Annotated in this window: 18 protein-coding genes and 1 tRNA gene; 14 read left to right on the forward strand and 5 right to left on the reverse strand. The window is 55.4% G+C overall.

The window, feature by feature from the left end:
- The first annotated feature begins 102 nt into the window (after positions 1-102).
- From HMPREF0576_RS00460 to thrB, 8 genes are all read left to right on the forward strand, one after another.
- Complete coding sequence (locus HMPREF0576_RS00460; protein WP_004010294.1) at positions 103-492, forward strand: hypothetical protein; 390 nt, start codon at positions 103-105, stop codon at positions 490-492.
- A 68-nt stretch (positions 493-560) separates the two neighbouring features.
- Positions 561-1,817 carry an Nramp family divalent metal transporter gene (locus tag HMPREF0576_RS00465; protein ID WP_004008387.1) on the forward strand — a complete coding sequence of 419 codons (1,257 nt, stop codon included), beginning with the start codon at positions 561-563 and terminating at the stop codon, positions 1,815-1,817.
- Positions 1,818-1,868: 51 nt separating this feature from the next.
- A tRNA-Arg gene (locus HMPREF0576_RS00470) sits at positions 1,869-1,941 on the forward strand.
- Positions 1,942-2,047: 106 nt separating this feature from the next.
- The gene (gene argS, locus HMPREF0576_RS00475) at positions 2,048-3,727 is read left to right on the forward strand and encodes an arginine--tRNA ligase (RefSeq protein ID WP_004008386.1); all 1,680 of its coding nucleotides are present in this window, start codon (positions 2,048-2,050) and stop codon (positions 3,725-3,727) included.
- Positions 3,728-3,883, forward strand: a complete 156-nt coding sequence (locus tag HMPREF0576_RS09355; RefSeq protein WP_004008385.1) for a hypothetical protein — start codon at positions 3,728-3,730, stop codon at positions 3,881-3,883.
- Between the two features lie 24 nt (positions 3,884-3,907).
- Positions 3,908-5,212 (forward strand): homoserine dehydrogenase, encoded by a 1,305-nt coding sequence (locus HMPREF0576_RS00480; RefSeq protein ID WP_004008384.1) that lies wholly within the window; start codon positions 3,908-3,910, stop codon positions 5,210-5,212.
- 89 nt (positions 5,213-5,301) lie between these two features.
- Positions 5,302-6,441: a threonine synthase gene (gene thrC, locus HMPREF0576_RS00485; protein WP_036324452.1), complete on the forward strand. Its 1,140-nt coding sequence runs from the start codon at positions 5,302-5,304 to the stop codon at positions 6,439-6,441.
- A 71-nt stretch (positions 6,442-6,512) separates the two neighbouring features.
- Positions 6,513-7,418 carry a homoserine kinase gene (thrB, locus tag HMPREF0576_RS00490; RefSeq protein ID WP_004010296.1) on the forward strand — a complete coding sequence of 302 codons (906 nt, stop codon included), beginning with the start codon at positions 6,513-6,515 and terminating at the stop codon, positions 7,416-7,418.
- Positions 7,419-7,544: 126 nt separating this feature from the next.
- On the opposite strand, the gene HMPREF0576_RS00495 is transcribed toward thrB, so the two are convergent.
- The 5 genes from HMPREF0576_RS00495 to HMPREF0576_RS00515 form a co-directional block, all read right to left on the reverse strand.
- Complete coding sequence (locus HMPREF0576_RS00495; RefSeq protein WP_245527279.1) at positions 7,545-8,165, reverse strand: CBS and ACT domain-containing protein; 621 nt, start codon at positions 8,163-8,165, stop codon at positions 7,545-7,547.
- A gap of 20 nt (positions 8,166-8,185) precedes the next feature.
- Entirely contained in the window at positions 8,186-8,890 is a 705-nt protein-coding gene (locus HMPREF0576_RS00500) for an ABC transporter ATP-binding protein (protein ID WP_004010298.1), read from the reverse strand.
- A complete protein-coding gene (locus tag HMPREF0576_RS00505) occupies positions 8,883-10,733 on the reverse strand; it encodes a branched-chain amino acid ABC transporter ATP-binding protein/permease (RefSeq protein ID WP_004010299.1) in 1,851 nt (616 codons plus the stop codon). The genes HMPREF0576_RS00500 and HMPREF0576_RS00505 overlap by 8 nt, the downstream gene beginning before the upstream one ends.
- 3 nt (positions 10,734-10,736) lie before the next feature.
- Complete coding sequence (locus tag HMPREF0576_RS00510; RefSeq protein WP_004008378.1) at positions 10,737-11,621, reverse strand: branched-chain amino acid ABC transporter permease; 885 nt, start codon at positions 11,619-11,621, stop codon at positions 10,737-10,739.
- Between the two features lie 94 nt (positions 11,622-11,715).
- Positions 11,716-12,906, reverse strand: a complete 1,191-nt coding sequence (locus HMPREF0576_RS00515) for an ABC transporter substrate-binding protein (protein ID WP_004010300.1) — start codon at positions 12,904-12,906, stop codon at positions 11,716-11,718.
- Between the two features lie 341 nt (positions 12,907-13,247).
- On the opposite strand from HMPREF0576_RS00515, the gene rho reads away from it, so the two are divergent.
- The 6 genes from rho to folE all read left to right on the forward strand — a co-directional run bounded on the left by rho (position 13,248) and on the right by folE (position 21,747).
- A complete protein-coding gene (gene rho / locus HMPREF0576_RS00520; protein WP_004010301.1) occupies positions 13,248-15,017 on the forward strand; it encodes a transcription termination factor Rho in 1,770 nt (589 codons plus the stop codon).
- Positions 15,018-15,241: 224 nt separating this feature from the next.
- Entirely contained in the window at positions 15,242-16,636 is a 1,395-nt protein-coding gene (locus HMPREF0576_RS00525) for a C40 family peptidase (protein ID WP_245527280.1), read from the forward strand.
- A gap of 14 nt (positions 16,637-16,650) precedes the next feature.
- A complete protein-coding gene (gene tilS, locus HMPREF0576_RS00530; protein WP_004010303.1) occupies positions 16,651-17,898 on the forward strand; it encodes a tRNA lysidine(34) synthetase TilS in 1,248 nt (415 codons plus the stop codon).
- A gap of 103 nt (positions 17,899-18,001) precedes the next feature.
- Positions 18,002-18,556, forward strand: a complete 555-nt coding sequence (gene hpt, locus HMPREF0576_RS00535; RefSeq protein WP_004008373.1) for a hypoxanthine phosphoribosyltransferase — start codon at positions 18,002-18,004, stop codon at positions 18,554-18,556.
- 339 nt (positions 18,557-18,895) lie between these two features.
- Positions 18,896-21,175: an ATP-dependent zinc metalloprotease FtsH gene (gene ftsH / locus HMPREF0576_RS00540; protein ID WP_004010304.1), complete on the forward strand. Its 2,280-nt coding sequence runs from the start codon at positions 18,896-18,898 to the stop codon at positions 21,173-21,175.
- Positions 21,172-21,747, forward strand: coding sequence for a GTP cyclohydrolase I FolE (folE, locus tag HMPREF0576_RS00545; protein ID WP_004008371.1), 576 nt, complete (start codon positions 21,172-21,174; stop codon positions 21,745-21,747). The genes ftsH and folE overlap by 4 nt, the downstream gene beginning before the upstream one ends.
- Positions 21,748-21,763: the final 16 nt, after the last annotated feature.

Here is a 21,763-nt window from a genome sequence, read left to right on the forward strand (position 1 = left end):
ATTCTGAAATAAATATCGGAGAAAGCTAAAAATTACCTTGGAGCTGGAGAAAGTTACTGGTAGATTACTGATGTCAGCGGAATTCCAGAGAAAGGTTAGGCAATGGAACAGCAGCGCTCGGCAGTTCGTTTAGCCGCCGTGGTCGCTAAGCAGCGCCAAAGCAGTGATGCTCTGCAAGGTGCCCAGACCGTTGTCGATGAACACACTCAGTGGGTGTTGTCCCATCTTTCTAGTGGTGATCGCGATCTGATTAAATCCGTCACTGGCGAAGTCATTGAACCCGGTGCTGATTCCGCCTCTCTGTTTGCTTTAACCTTGGCTGAATCGCGAATTAATCAGGCTTCTGCCACAACTGCGCATTCCCAAAATCAACAGCTTCTGATGCGTTGTCCGCAACCTCTGAGCCAGCATGATCGCATTGCTACTTTCACCTCCATGCGTGCCATGCTGGGCAATGGCTCGGTGGGGCGAGCCTTGGATACCGAAGCCTAGCTCTCTCGTGTTCCCCGTGTTTCGTGTTGGGGATTTCGTGATTTGAGAGTTTTACGTAGGGTGTAGTCATGACGCATTTCCACGACAATCCAAAAACTTCTCAAAAGTCTCTGGTTGCCTTGATGGGACCGGCTTTCGTGGCCGCCGTCGCCTACGTGGATCCAGGCAACGTAGCCGCCAACATTACTGCCGGAGCACGCTATGGATACACACTGGTGTGGGTGCTGGTACTGGCTAACTTGATGGCCATGCTGGTGCAATATGAGAGTGCGAAATTTGGCATAGTAACCGGTCGGTCTCTCCCGCAGGTCCTCGGTGACCGTTTACGACGACCGGGGCGGATTGCCTTTTGGATTCAAGCTGAAATCGTGGCTGGTGCCACCGATTTGGCGGAAGTCATTGGTGGGGCTATTGCGCTTAACCTGTTGTTCGGGACCCCGTTGCTGGTAGGCGGATTGATAATCGGTGTGGTGTCTTTGGGGATGCTGTTTTTACAAAATACGTCCGGTCAGATTGTGTTTGAGCGGGTCATTATAGCTCTGCTCCTGGTCATTACTCTGGGATTCGTGGGAGGACTGGTGGTGGCTCCCCCCTCCTGGCAGGCTGCCGTAGCGGGACTGCGACCGACATTCCCCAATGCAGAATCAGTATTGGTAGCTGCCTCGATGCTGGGAGCCACGGTGATGCCCCACGCGATTTATCTGCATTCCTCATTGACCAAAGATCGTCACGGCTCAGAGCATCCGGATGATCAGAAGCGCAGGCTCATCCGGGCGACAAAACTGGATGTGTTCTGGGCGCTGCTGGTGGCTGGTTCGGTCAACATTGCCCTGGTGCTGCTGGCTGCCGCTGCATTGCGCGGTCCCGGAACCGGTCAGACAGACACCGACACTATCGAGGGTGCTTATCACGTCATAGCTATCGCCCTCGGCGGTGGGGTAGCAACGGTATTTGCGGTAGGGTTGCTGGCTTCAGGATTAGCTTCTACCTCGGTGGGGGCATATGCCGGGGCGGAAATTATGTCAGGTTTGCTCCACGTTCGCGTTCCATTACTGGCGCGGCGCGTGGTGACTTTGATACCGGGATTAGCTATTTTGGCGCTCGGCTTTAATCCCACTTGGGCACTGGTACTCAGCCAAGCTCTGCTGTCTCTGGGAATTCCTTTCGCATTGCTACCCCTGGTCATCTATACGTCAAAAAAGACCATCATGGGATCCTTTGCTGATCCCAAATGGTTGCTGGCTATTAACATCGTGGTCGCTGCCTTAATCGTCGCCCTGAACCTGGGACTTTTGGTGCTGTTAATGTTGGGTATGGGGGGCTAAAATTTACCTTCTGGAAACAAAGCGGTAAACTGTTGAAACTGATTACAGTATGCCCCGGTAGCTCAGTGGATAGAGTGTTTGCCTCCGGAGCAAAAGGTCATGGGTTCGAATCCCATCCGGGGCGCTGAATCTGGGGTGACGCATGTGCAAAACCGTAGTATCTCGAACTTTCTATCCCCTCATGAATTGCTAATTTTGCTGTGCTAATGGCGAAACGTTAGGCTTGAGGGGTGACTCCAGAAGAATTAACTCAGCGCATAATTGCGCAACTTAGCACTGCGGCGGCGGAAAATAATATCGTTTTGGCAGACGGCGTCTTGGCCGAAAAAATGCGTGTGGAGCGACCCAAGAACCGCGACCACGGAGATTGGGCGACTAATATCGCCTTGCAGCTGGGCAAATCTGTAGGCAAGAACCCCCGAGAACTGGCGGAAATCTTTGCTTCTGCCATTGCCCAGATTGACGGGGTGTCCTCAGCAGAAGTCGCCGGTCCGGGGTTCATCAATATCCGTTTGGAGGCCGGGGCGGCTGGTGCTTTGGTGGCTGACATCCTCGCCTCCGGTAACGATTACGGGCACGGTGAAGGTCTCAAAGGGGTTCATATCAACCTGGAATATGTTTCCGCTAACCCGACTGGACCGCTGCACATTGGCGGCGCGCGCTGGGCAGCAGTAGGGGATTCCTTAGCTCGCTTGTACAAATTCAGCGGGGCAAAAGTCACTCGTGAGTATTACTTTAATGACCACGGCAGCCAGATTGACCGCTTTGCCATTTCCCTGCTGGCAGCGGCTCGCGGTCAGGAAACCCCCGAAGACGGATACGGCGGGCAATACATCGCTGACATTGCTGCCAAGGTTCAAGCTGAAGCTAAAGCAGCGGGGGATCCAGACCCGGCGACCCTTGACGATGAAGCCGCCCAGGAATACTTCCGATCTCACGGCGTTGAGTTGATGTTCGACGAGATTAAAGAATCGCTGCGTGGCTTCCGCACCGAGTTCGATGTGTTCTTTCACGAGAATTCCCTTTATGAGACCGGGGCGGTCACCAAGGCATTGGATTACTTACGCGAACGTGGCGAGGTCATCGAAAAGGACGGCGCAACTTGGCTGCTGACGACCAAACACGGAGATGACAAAGACCGCGTGGTTATCAAGTCCGACGGCAACGCCTCTTATTTCGCCTCCGACGTGGCCTACTATCAGGATAAGCGTCGCCGCGGAGCGGATCGCGCCGTATTCCTGCTCGGCGCCGATCATCATGGCTATGTCGGGCGCATGATGGCAATGTGTGCTGCTTACGGTGATAAGCCCGGCGTGAACATGCAGATTATCATCGGACAGCTGGTGAACCTGTTTAAGGACGGTGAACCGGTGCGTATGAGTAAGCGTGCGGGAGACATCGTGACCCTGGAGGACTTCGTCGAAGCAGTCGGCGTTGATGCGGCTCGTTACGCTTTGGTGCGTTCCTCGATGGACACCCAGTTGGCTATCGACCTTGATGTGCTAGCTTCACATACCAACGAAAATCCGGTTTACTATGTCCAATATGCACATGCCCGCACCTCGAATGTGGCAAAGAACGCTGCTGCACATGGGGTTTCTTGTGCTGATGGCTTCGCGCCAGAGGAACTCCGAGACCCGGCAGACGCGGCACTTATCGGCGTCTTGGCACAATTCCCCTCCGTCGTGGCGACCGCTGCAGCTGAAAATGCCACGCATCTGGTGCCGCGGTACTTGGAAAACCTATCGGGGGCATACCACACTTGGTACGGTAAGCGCCGTGTTACACCCGCTGGTGATGAACCGGTGACTGCCGAACATGCAGCGCTGCTGGCGCTGAACAATGCTGTTGGTCAAGTCCTGCGCAACGGCTTGGATTTGTTGGGTGTGACCGCCCCCGAACGGATGTGAGTGGCACCGTTTTTCTCGACCCAGCTGCGCCACGTCAGGAAGGAACTCACGGTGGATTTGGCGGCTGTTAATCCAGCACGGTTACACCTGGCTCCTCTTGACCTGCACTACCGCAAGTTTTTAGACGACCACCCTGCTGATACAGTGAAGGGGTAAAGGAACGCCGAGAGGGAGATAACGATGGCGCAAAAACAAGACGTCAAAATTGGGTTGCTGGGTGCGGGTACGGTGGGGCTGCAGGTTGCGCGCATCTTGCACGACCAACAGCAGGAACTTGCGGCACGAGCGGGAGCGAACCTCGTGCTCAGCGCAGTGGCAGTGCGGGACACTAGCAAGGTTCGGGAGGGGCTGGACCAGAGTCTGTTGACCACCGATATTGACGCAGTTATCAACTCCGCAGACCTGGTCATCGAACTGATGGGAGGTCTGGAACCAGCGCGTAGTGCCATGTTGAAAGCCTTAGAAGCTGGTAAAACCGTGGTGACCGGCAACAAGGCAGTGCTCGCGCAGTACGGTCCGGAGCTTTATGAGACCGCTGCTCGCACCGACGCGAATTTGTATTTTGAAGCCGCGGTGGCGGGGGCGGTTCCGGTGGTTTATGGGCTGCGGGAATCCCTGACGGGGGATCGCATCAACAAAGTTTTAGGTATCGTCAACGGCACCACCAACTACATCCTTGATCAGATGACAACCCATGGCTGGTCATATGAACAGGCCCTGCATCAGGCTCAAGAGCTTGGCTATGCCGAGGCGGATCCCAGCGCGGACGTGGGCGGTCGTGATGCGGCAGCCAAGTGCGCCATCCTGGCGTCCCTCGCTTTCCACACCCGGGTGAATCTGGAAGATGTCCCCGTGAAAGGGATTACCGAGGTCAGTGCGCAAGACATTAAACAGGCTACAGAATCCGGCTACGCGGTGAAACTGCTGGCTCGCGCCGAAAGGGTCATCGTGGAGGGAGAGGAACAAATCGCCCTCGGGGTGGAGCCGACCCTGGTTCCCCAGAGCCACCCCCTAGCGAGTATCACTGGACCCTACAACGCCATAGTTTTAGAAACCGAGTTTGCCGGTCGGCTCATGTTCTACGGGGCGGGCGCGGGTGGTGCTCCCACTGCCTCCGCGGTATTGTCCGACGTGGTGGCAGGCGCTAATCACCTGGTCTCAGGAGGGCACGCTCCCCGCGAAAGTGTGTACGCAGCCTTGCCAATCTGTGAACCGGGACGGGTAGAAACCCGCCGTCAGGTTCGTTTGGAGGTCGCCGACCGGATTGAGATGATGGCAGAGATTGCAAAAATTTATGCTGCGGGCGGAGTCTCCATCGCGTCTTTGACTCAGTCTCCGACCGAGACGGTTCCCGACGAAGCGACGTTAGTCATTTCGACCCACCGGGCACAGAATTCTCAGCATGATGGAATTACTGCCGCTTTGGCGAAATCACCAATAGTGCATAAAATCGCCTCAGAAATGTCCATCGAGCAAGACCAATAGTAGCCTCGAGAATTTTCGTGCCTAAACCGGCACCGTCGGGGGCAAAAACTGTTGAAGTTATCGAAACCACGATTAAGGAGCAACCAAACATGGCACAGATGTGGAGCGGTCTGCTGGAAGAATACCGGAATCGACTTCCCCTGGAACCAAGCGACCCCGTCGTGACTCTGTTTGAGGGCAATACTCCCTTGATTCGGGCGCGCCGGGTGGAACAACGCATCGGTGCCCTGAGCGATAAAGCTGGTGTAGACACCACTGGTACCGAAGTTTATGTGAAATTTGAGGGCGCTAATCCCACCGGTTCGTTCAAAGACCGGGGCATGACCATGGCCATGACAAAGGTGAAAGCAGCTGGTACACAGATGGTCGCTTGCGCTTCCACCGGCAACACCTCCGCATCTGCGGCGGCGTACTCGGTCGCGGCAGGAGTAGGATGCGCAGTCATTTTGCCTGCCGGAAAGATTGCCCTAGGTAAGCTGGCGCAGGCGGTGATGCACGGAGCGAAGCTGATTGCCGTGGATGGAAACTTTGACGACTGCTTGCGAATCACCAGGGAGCTGACGGAAAAGTACCCGGTGGATTTGGTCAATTCGATAAATCCTTACCGTTTGCAAGGACAAAAAACTGCCGCTTTTGAAATCTGCGATGCCTTGGGTGATGCCCCGGATATTCACTGCCTGCCAGTGGGCAACGCCGGAAATATCAGCGCCTATTGGATGGGATATAACGAGTATTTCGGACGGAAAGTGGCATCCTCAATTGAGGATTCCGCCCAGAAACTGAAACCGCAAACCACCAAGCTGCCGCAAATGTGGGGGATTCAAGCCAACGGAGCCGCGCCTTTCGTGGCGGGACACCCCATTGAGAATCCGGAAACTATCGCCACCGCGATACGAATTGGCAACCCAGCGTCTTGGGACTACGCCACCGCAGCACGCGACGACTCCGGAGGCTTGATTACCGCCGTCAGCGATGCCGCCATTATGCAAGCGCAGTCCATTATCGCCGCGGAAGTCGGCGTGTTTTGTGAGCCTGCCAGCGCTGCCCCGGTAGCGGGCCTGTTGGCATTAGCTGAGCAGGGCAAAGTGCCTGGTGGGGTTCGCATTGTTTGCACTCTTACCGGCAACGGCTTGAAAGATACTGCCACCGCGATGGAAGCTAAAGGTAACATGACTCCGCCCGTAATTGCACCTAGCCTGCAGGCGGCAGTGCGGGAACTCGGTCTGTAATACCACCGTCCTCGCCCGGTCAGTGTCGTGCCCCCGACCCAGCGCAAAACCATCGAACCTAAGGAATTGCCATGAATTTTGTGCGTGACGAAGTAACGGTCAGCGTGCCTGCCTCCTCGGCTAATCTGGGACCGGGATTTGATGCTTTAGGAATTGCCCTCGAACTGCGCGATGAAATTAGGGTGCGAGCCACTACCGGGGCGACCCACGTCACCGTGGAAGGAGAAGGCGCCGGCAAAGTTCCCGAGGACGACACCAATATGGTGGTGCAGGCGCTGCGAGCTGGTCTGGAATCTGTGGGGGCTTCCCAAATCGGGATTGAAATGCATTGCGTGAATCGGGTCCCGCACGGTCGCGGTCTGGGTTCGTCCTCCGCAGCGCTAGTTTCCGGTCTGGCAGCTGCCGGAGCGTTGCTGGAGCCGGGAGCCTTGGACACCGAGGCGATTTTTCAGCTCGCCGTCCAGATGGAAGGTCATCCTGACAATGCTGCTCCAGCGGTCTACGGGGGAGCCGTCGTGGGCTGGATGGAACCCAGTGCTGGTCAGGTCACGCCGCGAGCTTACGCGCAACAATTTGAAGTTTCCCCGCAAGTGCGTCTGACCGTGCTGATTCCAGAATTTGAACTAGCGACGTCGCAGGCTCGCGGGCTGCTGCCTGAATCAGTTCCGCATCGAGACGCGGCTTTTAACGCGGGGCGTGCCGCACTGCTGCCGTTAGCCTTGGCGCAACACCCCGAATTGCTGTTTTTTGCCACCGAGGATCGGCTGCACCAGGAATATCGACGTGAAGGGATGCCTCAATCCTTAGAGATGGTTGATCGGCTGCGCGCCGCCGGCACTCCTGCCGCCATTAGCGGTGCCGGACCAACGGTAATAGTTTTCGACCATCTGGATCCCGCCACGCGCCAAGACCTCGAACATTTGGGCTGGAAACCGCGAGAATTGCCGGTGGCGCCGCAGGGAATCATCGTCAGATAACCTCCCTGAAACCACTCATCTCGGTACTTCGACCGGGTACCGGCACCCCCGCACTTGTGAACCAGACCCTACCCCGCCAAGAAAGGCATTGACGGGGTAGGGAGGGATTTGGAGATGAACGAAGTTTTAGCGTCTGAGGACGTAACGCACCTGGAATCCGGCTTTCGTGAACGCATCTTCCAGATCGGCGGTATTCACGGTGTTTACGCCCAAAAGTACAAAAGAGCTCTCCATCCCGGTGCGGTACACCGCGATATGGGTAATGTTGGTCTCCAACTCCTCAGTGACCCCAGCCAGGCGGCTCATCACCCCTGGCTGGTCATCAGCCTCAATGACCAGGCGGGTTCCGGGCTCTCGCGCCCCGTTAATGTCGATAAACGCATCGAGGACGTCTGATTCGGTAATCACCCCCACGACCTTGCCCTCATCCAGGACCGGCAGAATCTCAACTTTAGTATCGCGCATGAGGATGGCGGCTTCCTCCAGCATGGCGTCGGGCACGATGGTGGGAGGATTCTTTCGCATGATCTTATAGATTTTCAGTTTGGACAACAGGTAGGCCACTTCGCCAAAAGACAGGGAAGTCGCGTCAGAGGGAAGAGCTCGGTTGAGGTCTAACTGTGACACTACGCCACACAGCTTGCCGTCACGCAATACCGGCAGTTTTGTGATGCCGTGTGTCTGCATCAGTTCGATAGCGTCCGGTACGGTGGCACCGGAATCAATCGTGAAAGGGTTGGCTGTCATTCTCCATTTTACAAACACGGTTATCCTCCCAGGTAGGCATGTTTAACTTCGTCGCTAGCCAGCAGTTCTGCGGCGTCGCCTTGCAACACAATCTTGCCGGTCTCCATCACGTAGGCGCGCGAGGCAATCTGCAAAGCCATGTTGGCATTTTGCTCTACTAATAAAATCGTAGTTCCCATTTCTTTAATCTTGACGATGATGTCAAAAATTTCTTGGACAAACAGTGGAGCCAAGCCCATCGACGGCTCGTCCAACAGTAGGACGCGTGGTTTTGCCATCAGACCGCGCCCCATGGCGAGCATCTGCTGTTCGCCCCCGCTAAGCGTCCCCGCTAGCTGATTTTTCCGGTTAGCCAAGACCGGGAAACGGTCAAACACCATTTTTAAATCCGCGGCGGTACCGCTCCGGTCTTTGCGCATGTAGGCACCCAAATCAAGGTTTTCCATCACGGTCATGGTGGGGAACACCCGGCGACCTTCCGGAACGTGTACCAGACCGTGGCGTACCCGCGAGCGTGGGGAGGACTTGGTAATTTCCTCGCAGTCTAGCCACATCGAGCCTTCTAAAGGGCGTTCCAGACCGGAGGCGGTTCGTAACGTGGTGGTTTTGCCGGCTCCGTTAGCGCCAATCAGGGTGACGATTTCGCCTTCTTCCACGCGCAGGGAAATACCTTTCAGAGCTTGGATGCCACCGAAAGAAACTTTGAGGTCTTTAATCTCAAACATTTTCTACCTCCTGCCCCAGATAGGCTTCGATAACCTTCGGATTGTTACGAACTTCCTGTGGTGTACCCGAAGCGATGACCACGCCGTGATCGAGTACATAGAGACGCTCGCAGATGGTCATCACCAGTGACATATCGTGCTCAATGAGCAGGATGGTGAGGTGATAGCGCTGGCGCAATTTTGCAATCAACGCCGTGAGCTGGGCAGTCTCAGCTGGATTCATCCCCGCCGCCGGTTCGTCCAACAACAGCAGTTGTGGGTTAGTCGCCAGGGCACGAGCAATCTCGAGGTGACGCTGTTCCCCGTAGGAGAGGTTTCGAGCATGCTCACCAGCTTTTTCAGCGAGGTTCATCATTTCTAGCAGCTGCAGAGAGTCTTTGTGGACGCGTTGGCGCGACCGTGACCAGGACGGCAAATGTAAAAAGGACGCCAGGAGGGAATATTTTTCGCGCTGTTCCATAGCGAAAACCACGTTGTCCAGCACCGTCAGGTCCTTGAACAAGCGGATGTTTTGGAAGGTACGGGCGATGCCGCAGCGAGAAATCACAAAGGGCTTTTGACCGGCGATAGAGATCTCCCCACCCTTCGGGTCAGGGCGGAAAGTAACAGTGCCCGACGAGGGGGGATAAACTCCGGTCAGCAGGTTGAATACGGTGGTCTTGCCTGCCCCGTTGGGTCCAATCAGTCCAATTAGTTCTCCGGGCTGCAGATACATGTCAACGTCCGTGAGCGCAGCGAGACCGCCGAAGTGTCGCGTCAAACGGTGCACGTCCAAGATGGCATGAGCGCGTTGCGACGATTCTTCCTTCTCTTCCGAATTGGGCTCTAGGTGGGGTGTTTCTTTCTTCGCAGCAGAAGGGGCGGGCAGGGCGTTGCTACGTTTCGGTTCGCCCTCACCGGTAGGCTTACGCAACAACCGACCAAAAACCTTAAAGTTCAGTTCCTTGGTGCCCAACAGTCCTTGCGGGCGGAACACCATGAGGATGACCAAAACCAAGGCGTAGAGAATCATCCGAATCTCCGGGAAGGGCTGGAGCAGGGTGGAGACTACCGCCAGCAAGATTGCCGCAATTATCGAGCCGGTCAGTGAGCCCAAGCCACCCAAGACCACTATCACAAGGATGTTTATAGACATCATGAAGTTGAACAAATCCGGCTTGACAAAGAAAAAGTTCCCGATGTACAAACCGCCGCCGACAGCTCCAAAGAAGGAACCAACCACGAAAGCCAAGGTCTTAATTCTTGTAGAGTAAACCCCGATGGATTCAGCAGCAATTTCATCCTCGCGGATTGCGATACAGGAGTGCCCGTGACGGGAGTCTAGGAAGTTACGAATCAACACGATAGTTCCGGCAGTGAGGATAAAGAGAATGTTCCAGTCCGTGAACTGCAGCTGAATGAACAGCCCGGCAGCCCCTCCGGAAAACTCCAGATTTAGCAGCAGCACACGAATGATTTCCGCCATACCCAGAGTGGCGATAGCCAAGTAGTCGCCCTTTAAACGCAGTGTTGGCAGACCAATGAGGAAACCGATACTGGCGGCAAAGATTCCGCCGACGAACAATCCCCAGAAGAAACCGCCGTAGGTGGGAATTGCGGTGACAATGAGCCCGGTGGAATAGGCTCCCACCGCCATGAATCCCGCATGTCCCAGAGAGAATTGCCCGGTGAACCCGGTGACCAGGTTCAACGACACCGCCAGGATAATGTTCACGCAGATGGTGACCATAGTGTTAAAGATGTAAGAGTCGATGACTCCCACCGTGATGAGGGCGTAACCCAACCCCCAGAGGACCGCGAGTATGATGGCTTGCGCAATGATACTTTTTATTCCTGGTTTCATGGCTTAGACCTTCTCCTGTACGTTCTTGCCGAGGATGCCGGCGGGTTTAAAGATGAGCACGATGATCAGCACCAGGAACACCGCGGCGTCACGGAAGGTGGACAGCCCCAGAGAATTCACGATTGTCTCTAATAAGCCGACCAAGTAGCCGCCAACTAACGCGCCTGGAATCAACCCGATGCCACCTAACACAGCTGCCACAAAGGCTTTCAAGCCCGGCATAATGCCCATTAGCGGGGTGATGGAAGTGTAATACAGCCCCCACAGCACCCCGGCGGCACCAGCCAAAGCGGAACCGAGAGCAAAAGTGAAGGAAATCGTGTTATCGACGCTGATACCCATGAGTTTGGCGGCGTCTTGATCCTGACTGACCGCGCGCATGGCTTTCCCAATGCGAGTTTTCTTAATGATGAACTGCAGGACAACCATCAAAATCACGGAAACCACCACGATGATGATTTGAATCATGGACAGGTTCACCCCACCGAAGTGGTAGCTAGCTCCGAGCCAACCGGTTTGGGCGGGATAGGCGCGCGCCTCGGCTCCGACAAAGTACATGGTTACGTACTCAATCAACAGAGACATACCAATGGCGGTAATCAGTACGGCAATCCGGGTCGAGTGGCGCAGCGGCTTGTATGCCAGACGCTCAATCAGCATCCCCAAGATTGCGCAGATAATCATTGCTGCCAGCAGGGATGTGAACGGGTCGAGGTGCAGCAGGACCATTCCCGCGAAACCGGCGTACGCCCCGACCATCAGGACGTCGCCGTGGGCGAAGTTAATGAGCTGAATGATGCCGTAGACCATGGTGTATCCCAATGCGATAAGCGCATAGATACTCCCCAGCGACAGGCCGTTAATCAGCTGTTGCAGTATCAAATCCATGAGGAACGTTCTTTCTTAAGGTCCGCTGGGCGAGAGCCCCAAATCCGGTGAGGAGTCGGGCAAACAGGGCACCTCGCCCGGCGGACATACCCGACTACTTCAGGGCGTAGGCCTCAGCGGAGTCCTGGACACCGTCCTTTAGGGAAACCACAACCGCCGTCTTAATCGGGTCATGGGTCTGGGGATCCATGTCGAAAGAACCGGTCACTCCAGCGAAGCCTTTGGCATGAGCCATCGCTTCGGCAACAGCTGGACCGTTCAGCTCTTTTGCTTCACCAATCGCCTGGGCCACGAAGTAAGCCGTGTCGTAGCCCAAGGCGTTGAATGAGGAAGGTTCCTCGCCGAACTTATCCTGGTAGGTCTTGATAAAGTCCTGGAGTTTAGTGTTGGAAGTATCTAGCGCTGAGTAGTGCGAAGTAAAGAAGACGTTGTTCAATGCCGAGGCGCCTGCCAGTTCCAGTAGGGTAGGGGAATCAAAGCCGTCGCCTCCCAGAATCTTGGCGTTGATACCCAGTTCGCGTGCCTGCTTGATGATGAGTCCGACTTCCTGGTAGTAGCCGGGGATATAGAGCACATCGAAATTCTTGCCCTTGATGTTGGTCAAGGTCGCCTTGAAATCGGTGTCGCCGGCCACGTAGCCTTCTTCGGCGACGACGGAACCACCAGATTTGGTGAAGTTTTCCTGAAAGTTCTTTGCCAGGCCTTTTGCATAGTCTGAAGAGGTGTCCCCCATGATGACTGCGGTCTTGGCGCCTAACTTTTCGGCGGCATATTTTGCCATCACACCGCCCTGATAGGAATCGGAGAAACAGGTGCGGAACGCGAATTCTTGGAGTTTGCCGCCGGTGACGGTCACATCATCCGCGGTGGCAGAACCGGAAATTACCGGAACTTTATTTTGGTTACCGGCGGGGATGACCGCTTTGAAAGAACCGGAGGTTGCCGGACCAATCATGGTCAGGACCTTGTCCTGGCTCATCAGTTTGGTGGCCAAAGTGGTGGCTTCGGCTGGCTCTGACTTGGAATCGTATTTCACGATTTCAATCTTTTTGCCTTTGACGCCGCCCTTGGCGTTGATTTCAGCAAACGCCAGTTCGATGCCGTCCACATTTTGTTTACCGTAGGTGGCGACTGCGCCGGAAAGTTCGTAGTTAACACCGATTTTTATCGTGTCACCAGTAGCGGCGTTGCCCCCTGCCACGGGTCCAGAGCTGGGTGAGGTGCAGGCCGTCATGCCGGTCAAGGTGAGTGCTGAAATTGCAGCAGCCGCAATTATGCGTTTCATCAGAATGCCTTTCTTTGAAAAATGAAATCTTTCGGGTGAGATAGAGAATCCAAATCCGCAAAGCATTGAATGTTAAAATAAAACACAAAGCGGCGGAAACTACATCCCTAGTGCCCCGGAATTGCGTTGCTGCGGTAGCTTCCGATACTCGATAGACCATTGTGTGGTCCGGGTGATGACGGGGTCACGCTGACGAGGTTGATACTCGTTTTGTTGAAACCTTAGCGTGGAGGTATGATTTTATCAACACGGCTCAGCCGCGGGTCCGTAGAAATCTTCCGGACCAACCCCGATTCGTATTCTTGAGTCGGTCTGCTTGCGAACCTTCGTAATTTGGAACGTTGCGCGAGTTTTTACCCATTACCTTTGAGATAAGGATACTTGTGAACGACAATCAACTGGCTGCTATGAAGCTTTCGGAACTGCGCGAACTGGCAAAGTCGCTAGAAATCAAAGGCATTTCGCAGGCTCGGAAACCGCAACTCATTGAAGCGATTATTGAAAAACAGCAATCTGGAGGTTCTGCCGGTACCTCCGCACTTGCAGAGACTGCCGCGCCGGAACAGACTCGTGTCGCTGAACATGACGGTGAGAAAGATGCTGCCATCTCCGCGAGCCAGGCACGTGCGGCGCGTCGTCATCGTCGGGCTTCTGCTCCGGCAGGAGAACCCGCCGTGGATGAAGCTCCTGAAAAAGCTGCCACTCTTGACGTAAAGGCTGCGTTGGAACGTGATTTGGGAGCCACTCCCACGCGTCAACGCCGTAACCACGATGATGTCGATTCAGTCACCGAAAACAATCCTCAACTAGAGGCGGTAGCTCAGGGAGCTAGCGTGCGCCGTGAACAAACTCAAGAAGAGCGCAGCGAACACTATGATCGTCGTAATCGCAACGATCGTCGTGGTCGGAACCGTAACCGCAATCGCGGGCGCGATCGGGATGACAACGACAATACCAACAGCAGCGACGAGATTAGCCCTGAAGAATTGCTGCCCATTGCCGGTATCTTGGAAGTGAAAGAGAATCACGCCTTCGTGCGAACCTCCGGGTATCTGCCCGGTCCCAACGATGTTTACGTGACTTTGGGACAGGTGCGCCGGTGGGGGCTGCGTTCTGGCGACGCGATAGTGGGAGCCGTGCGCAAGCCTCGTGAAGGTGAAGAACGTCGCGTCAAGCACAACGCTTTGGTGCACCTGGAGTCCATTAACGGTCAGAGTCTCGAGGAAGCCTCGCAACGAATCGAGTTTTCCAAGCTCACCCCGCTGTATCCCGATGAGCAGTTACGTTTGGAAACGTCTTCGAAGGTGCTGGCTCCGCGGATTATTGACTTGATGGCTCCTATCGGGAAGGGTCAGCGCGGTTTGATTGTGTCCCCGCCAAAAGCTGGCAAGACCATCATCTTGCAACAGATTGCTAACGCGATTTCCATCAACAACCCTGAAGTTCACATCATGGTGGTCCTGGTGGACGAACGTCCGGAGGAAGTTACCGATATGCAACGCACGGTCAAGGGCGAGGTGATTGCCTCGACTTTCGACCGTCCGGCTTCGGAGCACACCACCGTGGCAGAGCTCGCCATTGAGCGGGCTAAGCGCCTGGTGGAGTTGGGTGGCGATGTCGTGGTATTGCTGGATTCCATCACCCGTTTGGGGCGTGCTTATAACCTTGCCGCACCGGCTTCGGGTCGGATTCTCTCCGGCGGTGTGGACGCGTCGGCGCTGTATCCGCCCAAGCGTTTCTTTGGGGCTGCCCGCAATGTTGAAAACGGCGGTTCCTTGACGATTATTGCTACAGCCTTGGTCGAAACCGGCTCCAAGATGGACGAAGTTATCTTTGAGGAATTCAAAGGTACCGGCAATATGGAGCTGCGTTTGTCTCGTGAACTGGCTGAAAAGCGTCTGTATCCGGCAGTGGATGTCAATGCTTCGGGCACTCGTCACGAAGAGGTGCTGTTCACGAAGGAGGAGCTGAGCGTGCTGTGGCGGTTGCGTCGTGTGCTGGCGTCTCTGGAACTGGAACAGGCCGCGGGAGTGGTACTCCAGAAGCTGAAGGATACCCAGAACAATGCCGAGTTCCTGATGGCAGTCGCCAAGACGACTCCCACGGAATAATTCTTTTATTTTTCACAAGGTTCCCCTCTTGCGTTTGTGCGGGAGGGGAACCTTTTTTGGTTGGGTAGTTGATAAAAGTAGCGATAATTGTGCGTACAAATGTTACTAAAGTGAATCCTGAGATTATTGTAAAATTCAGTGAATTTTGTTTAGAATAGTTAAATCTGATGTAAACTGCCGATGGATGTGGCTAGGGTTAAAGAAGCTGTTAAGGGAGGCAGACTTTGAGTAACGCAGACCATTTTGGACCATGGCGGCGTCGCTTGGCGGTAGTAAGTGTAGCTGCGGCTATGACTCTGGGGATGGGAACAATTCCCCTGGCGGTGGGAGCCCCTAGCGCCAAATCTGACCGTATCGCCCAACTGGAAAGCGCTATCGCCCGCAACCGTGTGAAAGTCGATGCAGCCCAGTTACACTATGCCCAAACGGCAGAGGATTTCGCCGAGGCTACGGATGCGCTGAATGCTGCTACTTCCGAGGCAAGCGAAAGCGCGAAAAAAGCCCAGGCAGCAAAACGAGACGCCGATGCAGCGAAAGCGAAATTGGGTCGTCTTGCCGTGGCGATGTATCGCCAAAACGGCAATGGATTGTCGGATTTTGCAGCGATTACTGAATCAGATGCCTTCCGTAAAGCCGCTTTGAAAGAAGCTGCCACTGACGCTTTAGGCAATCAGGCGGACAGCCAAACTCAGGGATTGATGGCGCTGCAAAATGTCGCCGAGGTCTTGCGTGACAAGGCCGATCGCGCTGCCAAAGCCAAGAAAGACGCCGCTGTTAGCTTGGCTACTACCGAGAAAACTGCCCGTAACCAGGCCCAAGATGCTCTGGATGACCTCAAGAAACTGGAAACCCAACGGGAAAAAATCATCGTGGAGCTCGCGCGGGAACGCGACGTGACGATCGCGGAAGAAAAAGCCCGTCAGGAAAAAGTCGAGCAGGAACGCCAAGCTGCCTTAGCGGCCGCGGCGCAGCGCAAACGTCAAGAACAAGAAGCCTTGGCAGCGCAGCAAGCTGCCGCCCGAGCAGCTCAACAAGCAGCCGAGCAAAAAGCCCGTGAACAGGCAGCGAAAGCGGAAGCTGACCGCCAGGCGCGGCAGCGCGCGGCTGCGCCGGCAGCGCCGGCAGCTCCGGCAACGCAACCTTCAAATCCGGCACCACCACCTGTTGCGGCTCCTCCGCAGCCAGCGCCACCGTCTCCTGCCGCCGCTCCGGCTCCGCGGGTCGTGAGCCCTCCCAGCCGGGCTGCCAGCGGAGGATACGGACCTGCCCTGTTGGAATGGGCCAAAACCAAGACTGGTCTACCTTACGTTTGGGGTGGAACCGGACCGAATGGTTATGACTGCTCTGGACTGGTCTATGCGGGAATGAGAGAACTGGGCAAAGGTGTGCAACGTTCCGCAGCGGCCCAATACAACGCCTACGCCAATGTACCCTTTAGTCAGAAACAGCCGGGAGATTTGGTGTTCTGGTCCAATAACGGGGCCGGCAGCGGGGTCTACCACGTAGCGATTTACTCTGGTGGCAATACCATCCTGATGGCGCCCAAGCCCGGTAGCTCCGTGGGCACTTTCAACTTCTATAATCAAAACAGGATTATGCCTTTCGTGGCGCGTCTCTAATATAGAATGCGCCCATGAGTTCTCTGCCCCCCTTTGTTAGCCCTGAGGGTGCCGAAACACGCCTGTGGGAGCGCGATGCCGGGGGAGCCTTGGGGGAAATCCAGCTCGCGGTGCGCCGGATGCTGCAATCACTAGGTTCCCCGGACGATACTCTGCTGTGCCTGGCGCTTTCGGGTGGTCCTGATTCGCTGAGTTTAGCGGCGGCGCTGGTTCGCGTCGCCCTGCATCACCCGCTTCCGTGGGACGTGAGTTGCTTCACGGTAGATCACGGCTGGCGACCAGAATCCGCCGCAGAATCGCAAGCTGCCGTCCAATGTGCCCACGAACTGGGGTTTACTGCGGCGACGGTATTGAGGGGAGAAGGTCGCGGGGGCGCCAATGGGCCGGAGGGTGAAGCGCGCCTCCTCCGCTGGGGATTGTTGGCGCAGGCAGCTATTTCTCACGCCAAAACCCAGGGTAAGGCGCGTGCGGTTATCCTCACCGGGCATACCCTTGATGACCAGGCAGAAACCGTCTTGTTGCGTATGGCACGAGGCTCTTCGCTACGTTCGATTTCAGCTATGAGGGAGTTTGAGTCCTTGGATTGCCAAACCGGCTTGCCCTTGCGCTTCGCCTGGGGAGAGGAAGATTCCGGTGCTGATGCCGTGGTGGACTTGAGTTTAGCGCGTCCGTTGCTGGGAATCCGACGAGTTGTCACCCACGCCGCTTGTGAACAGGCTGGGCTCGTAGCCGTCAACGATCCCAGCAACCGCATGGAAGGTCCCGTGAAAACCGCAGCTGACCAGCCGCTACCTCGTGCTGCCATTCGTGAACAGGTCATGCCCGCGCTCGCCTCCGCGCTAGGACAAGACCCCGCTCCCGCACTGGCACGACTAGCTGGTCAGGCTGCCGCGGACGACACCATACTGGAAGCGCTCGCGGGAGAAGTCTTTTGGGAAGTGCTTATTGATGAGTCCGGTGATCGGGACCGGGAGGACAGCGTGAAACTGAACCTGAAAGCGATTGAAGACTACAAGTATCACAACCTAATCCGTTATTCTGCCCCCGTCCTGCGGCGCGTGGTGCGTAAAGCAAGTTTACTAGCAGGGGCGAGGGTGGATTCCCTCACTGCAGCCCACCTGCGTGGCGTAGTGAATCTGATTCGTGACTGGCATGGACAAGGTCCGCTGACCCTGCCTGGAATTACGGTGACCCGGCGGGGAAACTTCCTGGAATTTAGTGCCAGCCAGAATCGCTCCGACTCAAAACACCAACCAGAGTGAGCTAAATTCTGACGCATTTAGGCATTGCGGAGGGAAGGTCTAAAATGGACGCAGTCCAGTGGAACACTTTTAGAATGGACCTGCGATTTGAGGGAGGCATGTGATGGACGCTGCAGACATGGGCGCAGACATGGAACGGGTCTTATTGACCGAGGAACAAATACAAAACAGGCTCACCCAAATGGCGGCGGTCATTGACAAAGACTACGAGGGTCACGAAATCCTGCTGGTGGGCGTGCTGCGTGGGGCGGTCATGGTGATGGCGGACTTGGCGCGGAAACTGCACTCTCCCATTCAAATGGACTGGATGGCGGTGTCTTCCTATGGCTCCGGGACGAAATCTTCCGGAGTGGTACGGATTTTGAAAGATTTGGACACGGACATCAAAGACCGCCACGTCCTGATTGTCGAGGACATTATTGATTCCGGTCTCACTCTGTCTTGGCTGGAGGCAAACCTGCGCACTCGCGGGTGTGCCTCTCTGAATATCGCGACGTTACTGCGTAAACCCGATGCTGCCAAAGCGGTGGTTAACCCGCGCTACGTTGGCTTCGACATTCCCAATGAATTCGTGGTTGGATACGGTCTGGATTATGCCGAGCACTATCGCAACTTGCCGTTTATCGGGCTGCTAGCGCCTCACGTTTACGAAAAGTAACGTTGCGGATACTCTGGTAATCGCCTAGTCAGTATTTACGACAATCCAGAATTGATGTGCTTCGTGTCTGCTCCCGGAACGGCGCGGGTCGGGGCTGCAGAGCTATCCAGAGTCTCTCGGTTCGGAGAGATTAGTTATCTTTACGTGTATTTCTTTGGTTTTTTAAGAAAGTAAGTTCTCCTTTTGAGCCGGTTCCTATCACGTCTGCGAGGTAAGAACCAAACGCGATAGCGACTTTCAGGCGCCTCCCCTTTGGCTGGTATAAAACTGCGGAAATGTAACCATTTTTGAGCTGTTTGGTAGGCTTAAGGGGTAGTACCGGATAACGGAAAAGTGAACATGGACAAGATAAATAAAACTCAAAAGAAAAAACAAATCTCCGGCGGCATTGCGGTCTTTGTAGTCATTGCCATCATCGTGGCTTTCATGATTTTTTCTGCCCAAGGCGGCCCCACTCGCATTACTACTGACGAAGGCTTGACGCTGCTGCGGGGTAACACAGTCGAGAAAGTCGTCATTAACGATGGCACTCAGACCGTCAGTATGGAGTTGACCAAGTCCTACCAACGTCCGCGGGTTTACCTGCCGAAAGACGGTCCTTTCGGGTTGAAACCGAATGCTGACGCGGGCAAAAAAGTCTCTTTTTCTTATGTTCGCCCCCAAGCCGAGACCGTTGCGAACGCGGTAGCCGACGCAAAACCAAAGAAGGGCTTCGATTCTATCTATCCGGTGTCCTCCTGGTGGGAGTCCATGCTCACCTTGATGGTGCCGATGATTATCCTCTTCGTGGTGTTTTTCTGGTTTGTCTCACGTATGGGTGGAGGTATGGGTCCCCTCGGAATGGGGCGAGCCAAGCCTCGAACGTTCAACAAAGAAGACAAAACGAAAGTGACTTTTGCCGATGTGGCGGGGGTCAATGAAGCTGTAGAGGAATTGCAAGAAATCAAAGAGTTCCTGGCGGAGCCGGAAAAGTTTCACAAGCTGGGGGCGAAAATTCCCAAGGGAGTGCTGCTCTATGGTCCTCCCGGTACCGGTAAAACCCTGTTGGCGCGAGCTGTTGCGGGCGAAGCCGGGGTGCCGTTCTTTTCTATGAGCGGTTCAGAATTCGTCGAGATGTTCGTAGGTATGGGTGCCTCGCGGGTGCGAGACTTGTTCGAGCAAGCACGGGCAGCCGCTCCAGCCATCATTTTTGTTGACGAGATTGATGCGGTAGGGCGTCACCGCGGTACCGGTTTGGGCGGGGGGCACGATGAACGTGAACAGACCTTGAACCAACTGCTGGTAGAGATGGACGGATTTGATGAACGCACTAATGTCATCATGATTGCCGCCACAAACCGTGCTGACGTGCTCGATCCGGCGTTGCTGCGACCCGGTCGTTTTGACCGTCAAGTGGCAGTTGAAGCGCCAGATTTAAAGGGTCGCGAAGCGATTTTGGCGGTTCACGCCAAGAACAAGCCCTTGGACCCCGAGACGGACATAAAATCACTGGCTAAACGTTCCCCCGGATTTACCGGCGCGGATTTGGCCAATGTGTTGAATGAAGCGGCTTTGCTGGCGGCACGTCACAGTCGGGAAACCATCACAGCTCAGGATCTTGATGAGGCGGTGGATCGGGTCATTGCCGGACCCCAGAAGCATTCCCGAATCATGAACGACCACGACAAACTGGTCACTGCTTATCACGAGGGTGGTCACGCCTTGTGCGCCGCGGCTTCCAACTATTCCGACCCCGTGACGAAAGTGACGATTCTGCCGCGCGGACATGCCTTGGGCTACACCATGGTTATGCCCACCGAGGATCGCTATTCCGAGACCCGTAATCAGCTGTTGGACCAACTGGTTTACGCTATGGGCGGGCGAGTCGTGGAGGAAATCGTGTTCCAAGATCCCTCTACCGGGGCGTCTAACGACATTGAAAATGCCACCGCTATCGCCCGCAAGATGGTGACCCGCTGGGGCTTGTCGGCTGGTCTGGGAGCGGTTCGTTACGGCAGCTCTCACGACGAACCTTTTGTGGGCATGGATTACGGTAAAGCGCAAGAGTATTCCGATTCCACTGCCCATGCTATCGACGCGGAAGTACAGGATTTGATGGAAGCTGCCACGCGAGAAGCCTGGTCCATCATTACTGAAAACCGTGACATTTTGGATACGCTGGCACGCCGGTTGCTGGAGGAAGAAACTCTGGACGAAAAAGCCCTGGACGTCATCTTTAAAGATGTTAAGAAGGCACCGCGTCGTAAAGTCTGGCAGTCTTACGAAGGATTGACTGCTAATGACCGGGGACCCATTGAAATTCCAGAAGCTGTGAGGATTCGTAACGCCAAAGCCAACGACGAGTCCGGAGAAGGCTTCGCTTTGGACGGTGCCGACCGTCCCCTGGCGGATTCCGGTATCGGGGGGACCGTGCCTTTTGAGCAGGGAGAAGTGAACACTGCAGATAGCCCGACAGCCTCGGAACCAAACACCACGACCCCGGCTGATTTGGGTCTGCCGGTTCCTCCCGTGAGGAATGAACAAGAAGTGCGTATTCTTGATGACACCGACCCGCTGCCCTCGGTCGAAAAGAGTGGGGAACCTTTGCCGACATCACCCAGTGAGGAAGAAAAACAATGAACGCGAGCTACAACCCTGATGGGGTGACCCAGGCTGTACGGGATTTGTTGGTAGCAGTAGGAGAGGACCCCGACCGGGAGGGTTTACGTGACACGCCGGAGCGGATGGCTCGCTCTTTTGCGGAGATGCTGCAGGGATACCGAGAGGATCCTAAAAAGCATTTAGAGCGAATGTTCCCGGTGGAGCATAATGACCTGGTCTTGGTCAAAGACATACCCTTTAACTCCATGTGTGAACATCACCTGTTGCCGTTCGTTGGTCTGGCGCATGTGGGTTATATTCCGCAGGGGAAACGAGTTACTGGGTTGTCCAAGTTGGCACGGCTGGTAGACGGTTACGCCCATCGGTTGCAGGTGCAAGAACGTCTGACTCAACAGATTGCCGATGCGTTATGGGATGTGCTGCAGCCGCAGGGAGTCATTGTGGTGCTGCAGGCTGAACACATGTGCATGACAATTCGCGGAGTGAAAAAGCCGGGAGCGCGCACCACGACATCCGCGGTTCGCGGGGTGATGGAACAATCCAGCACGACGCGGGCTGAGGCGATGAGTCTGATTTTGTCCGCAGACTAGCGCACTGTGGATTATT

The organism is Mobiluncus holmesii ATCC 35242, assembly GCF_000185445.1.
GTDB lineage: Bacteria > Actinomycetota > Actinomycetes > Actinomycetales > Actinomycetaceae > Mobiluncus > Mobiluncus curtisii.

Excerpts from the sequence above, each read along its gene's own strand:
- tilS (WP_004010303.1), top strand. The coding sequence starts at position 16,651 with ATGAGTTCTCTGCCCCCCTTTGTTAGCCCTGAGGGTGCCGAAACACGC.
- ftsH (WP_004010304.1), top strand. The coding sequence starts at position 18,896 with ATGGACAAGATAAATAAAACTCAAAAGAAAAAACAAATCTCCGGCGGC.
- HMPREF0576_RS00465 (WP_004008387.1), top strand. The coding sequence starts at position 561 with ATGACGCATTTCCACGACAATCCAAAAACTTCTCAAAAGTCTCTGGTT.
- hpt (WP_004008373.1), top strand. The coding sequence starts at position 18,002 with ATGGACGCTGCAGACATGGGCGCAGACATGGAACGGGTCTTATTGACC.
- folE (WP_004008371.1), top strand. The coding sequence starts at position 21,172 with ATGAACGCGAGCTACAACCCTGATGGGGTGACCCAGGCTGTACGGGAT.
- HMPREF0576_RS00460 (WP_004010294.1), top strand. The coding sequence starts at position 103 with ATGGAACAGCAGCGCTCGGCAGTTCGTTTAGCCGCCGTGGTCGCTAAG.
- HMPREF0576_RS00480 (WP_004008384.1), top strand. The coding sequence starts at position 3,908 with ATGGCGCAAAAACAAGACGTCAAAATTGGGTTGCTGGGTGCGGGTACG.
- thrB (WP_004010296.1), top strand. The coding sequence starts at position 6,513 with ATGAATTTTGTGCGTGACGAAGTAACGGTCAGCGTGCCTGCCTCCTCG.
- thrC (WP_036324452.1), top strand. The coding sequence starts at position 5,302 with ATGGCACAGATGTGGAGCGGTCTGCTGGAAGAATACCGGAATCGACTT.
- HMPREF0576_RS00495 (WP_245527279.1), bottom strand. The coding sequence starts at position 8,165 with ATGACAGCCAACCCTTTCACGATTGATTCCGGTGCCACCGTACCGGAC.
- HMPREF0576_RS00500 (WP_004010298.1), bottom strand. The coding sequence starts at position 8,890 with ATGTTTGAGATTAAAGACCTCAAAGTTTCTTTCGGTGGCATCCAAGCT.
- HMPREF0576_RS00510 (WP_004008378.1), bottom strand. The coding sequence starts at position 11,621 with ATGGATTTGATACTGCAACAGCTGATTAACGGCCTGTCGCTGGGGAGT.
- HMPREF0576_RS00515 (WP_004010300.1), bottom strand. The coding sequence starts at position 12,906 with ATGAAACGCATAATTGCGGCTGCTGCAATTTCAGCACTCACCTTGACC.
- HMPREF0576_RS00505 (WP_004010299.1), bottom strand. The coding sequence starts at position 10,733 with ATGAAACCAGGAATAAAAAGTATCATTGCGCAAGCCATCATACTCGCG.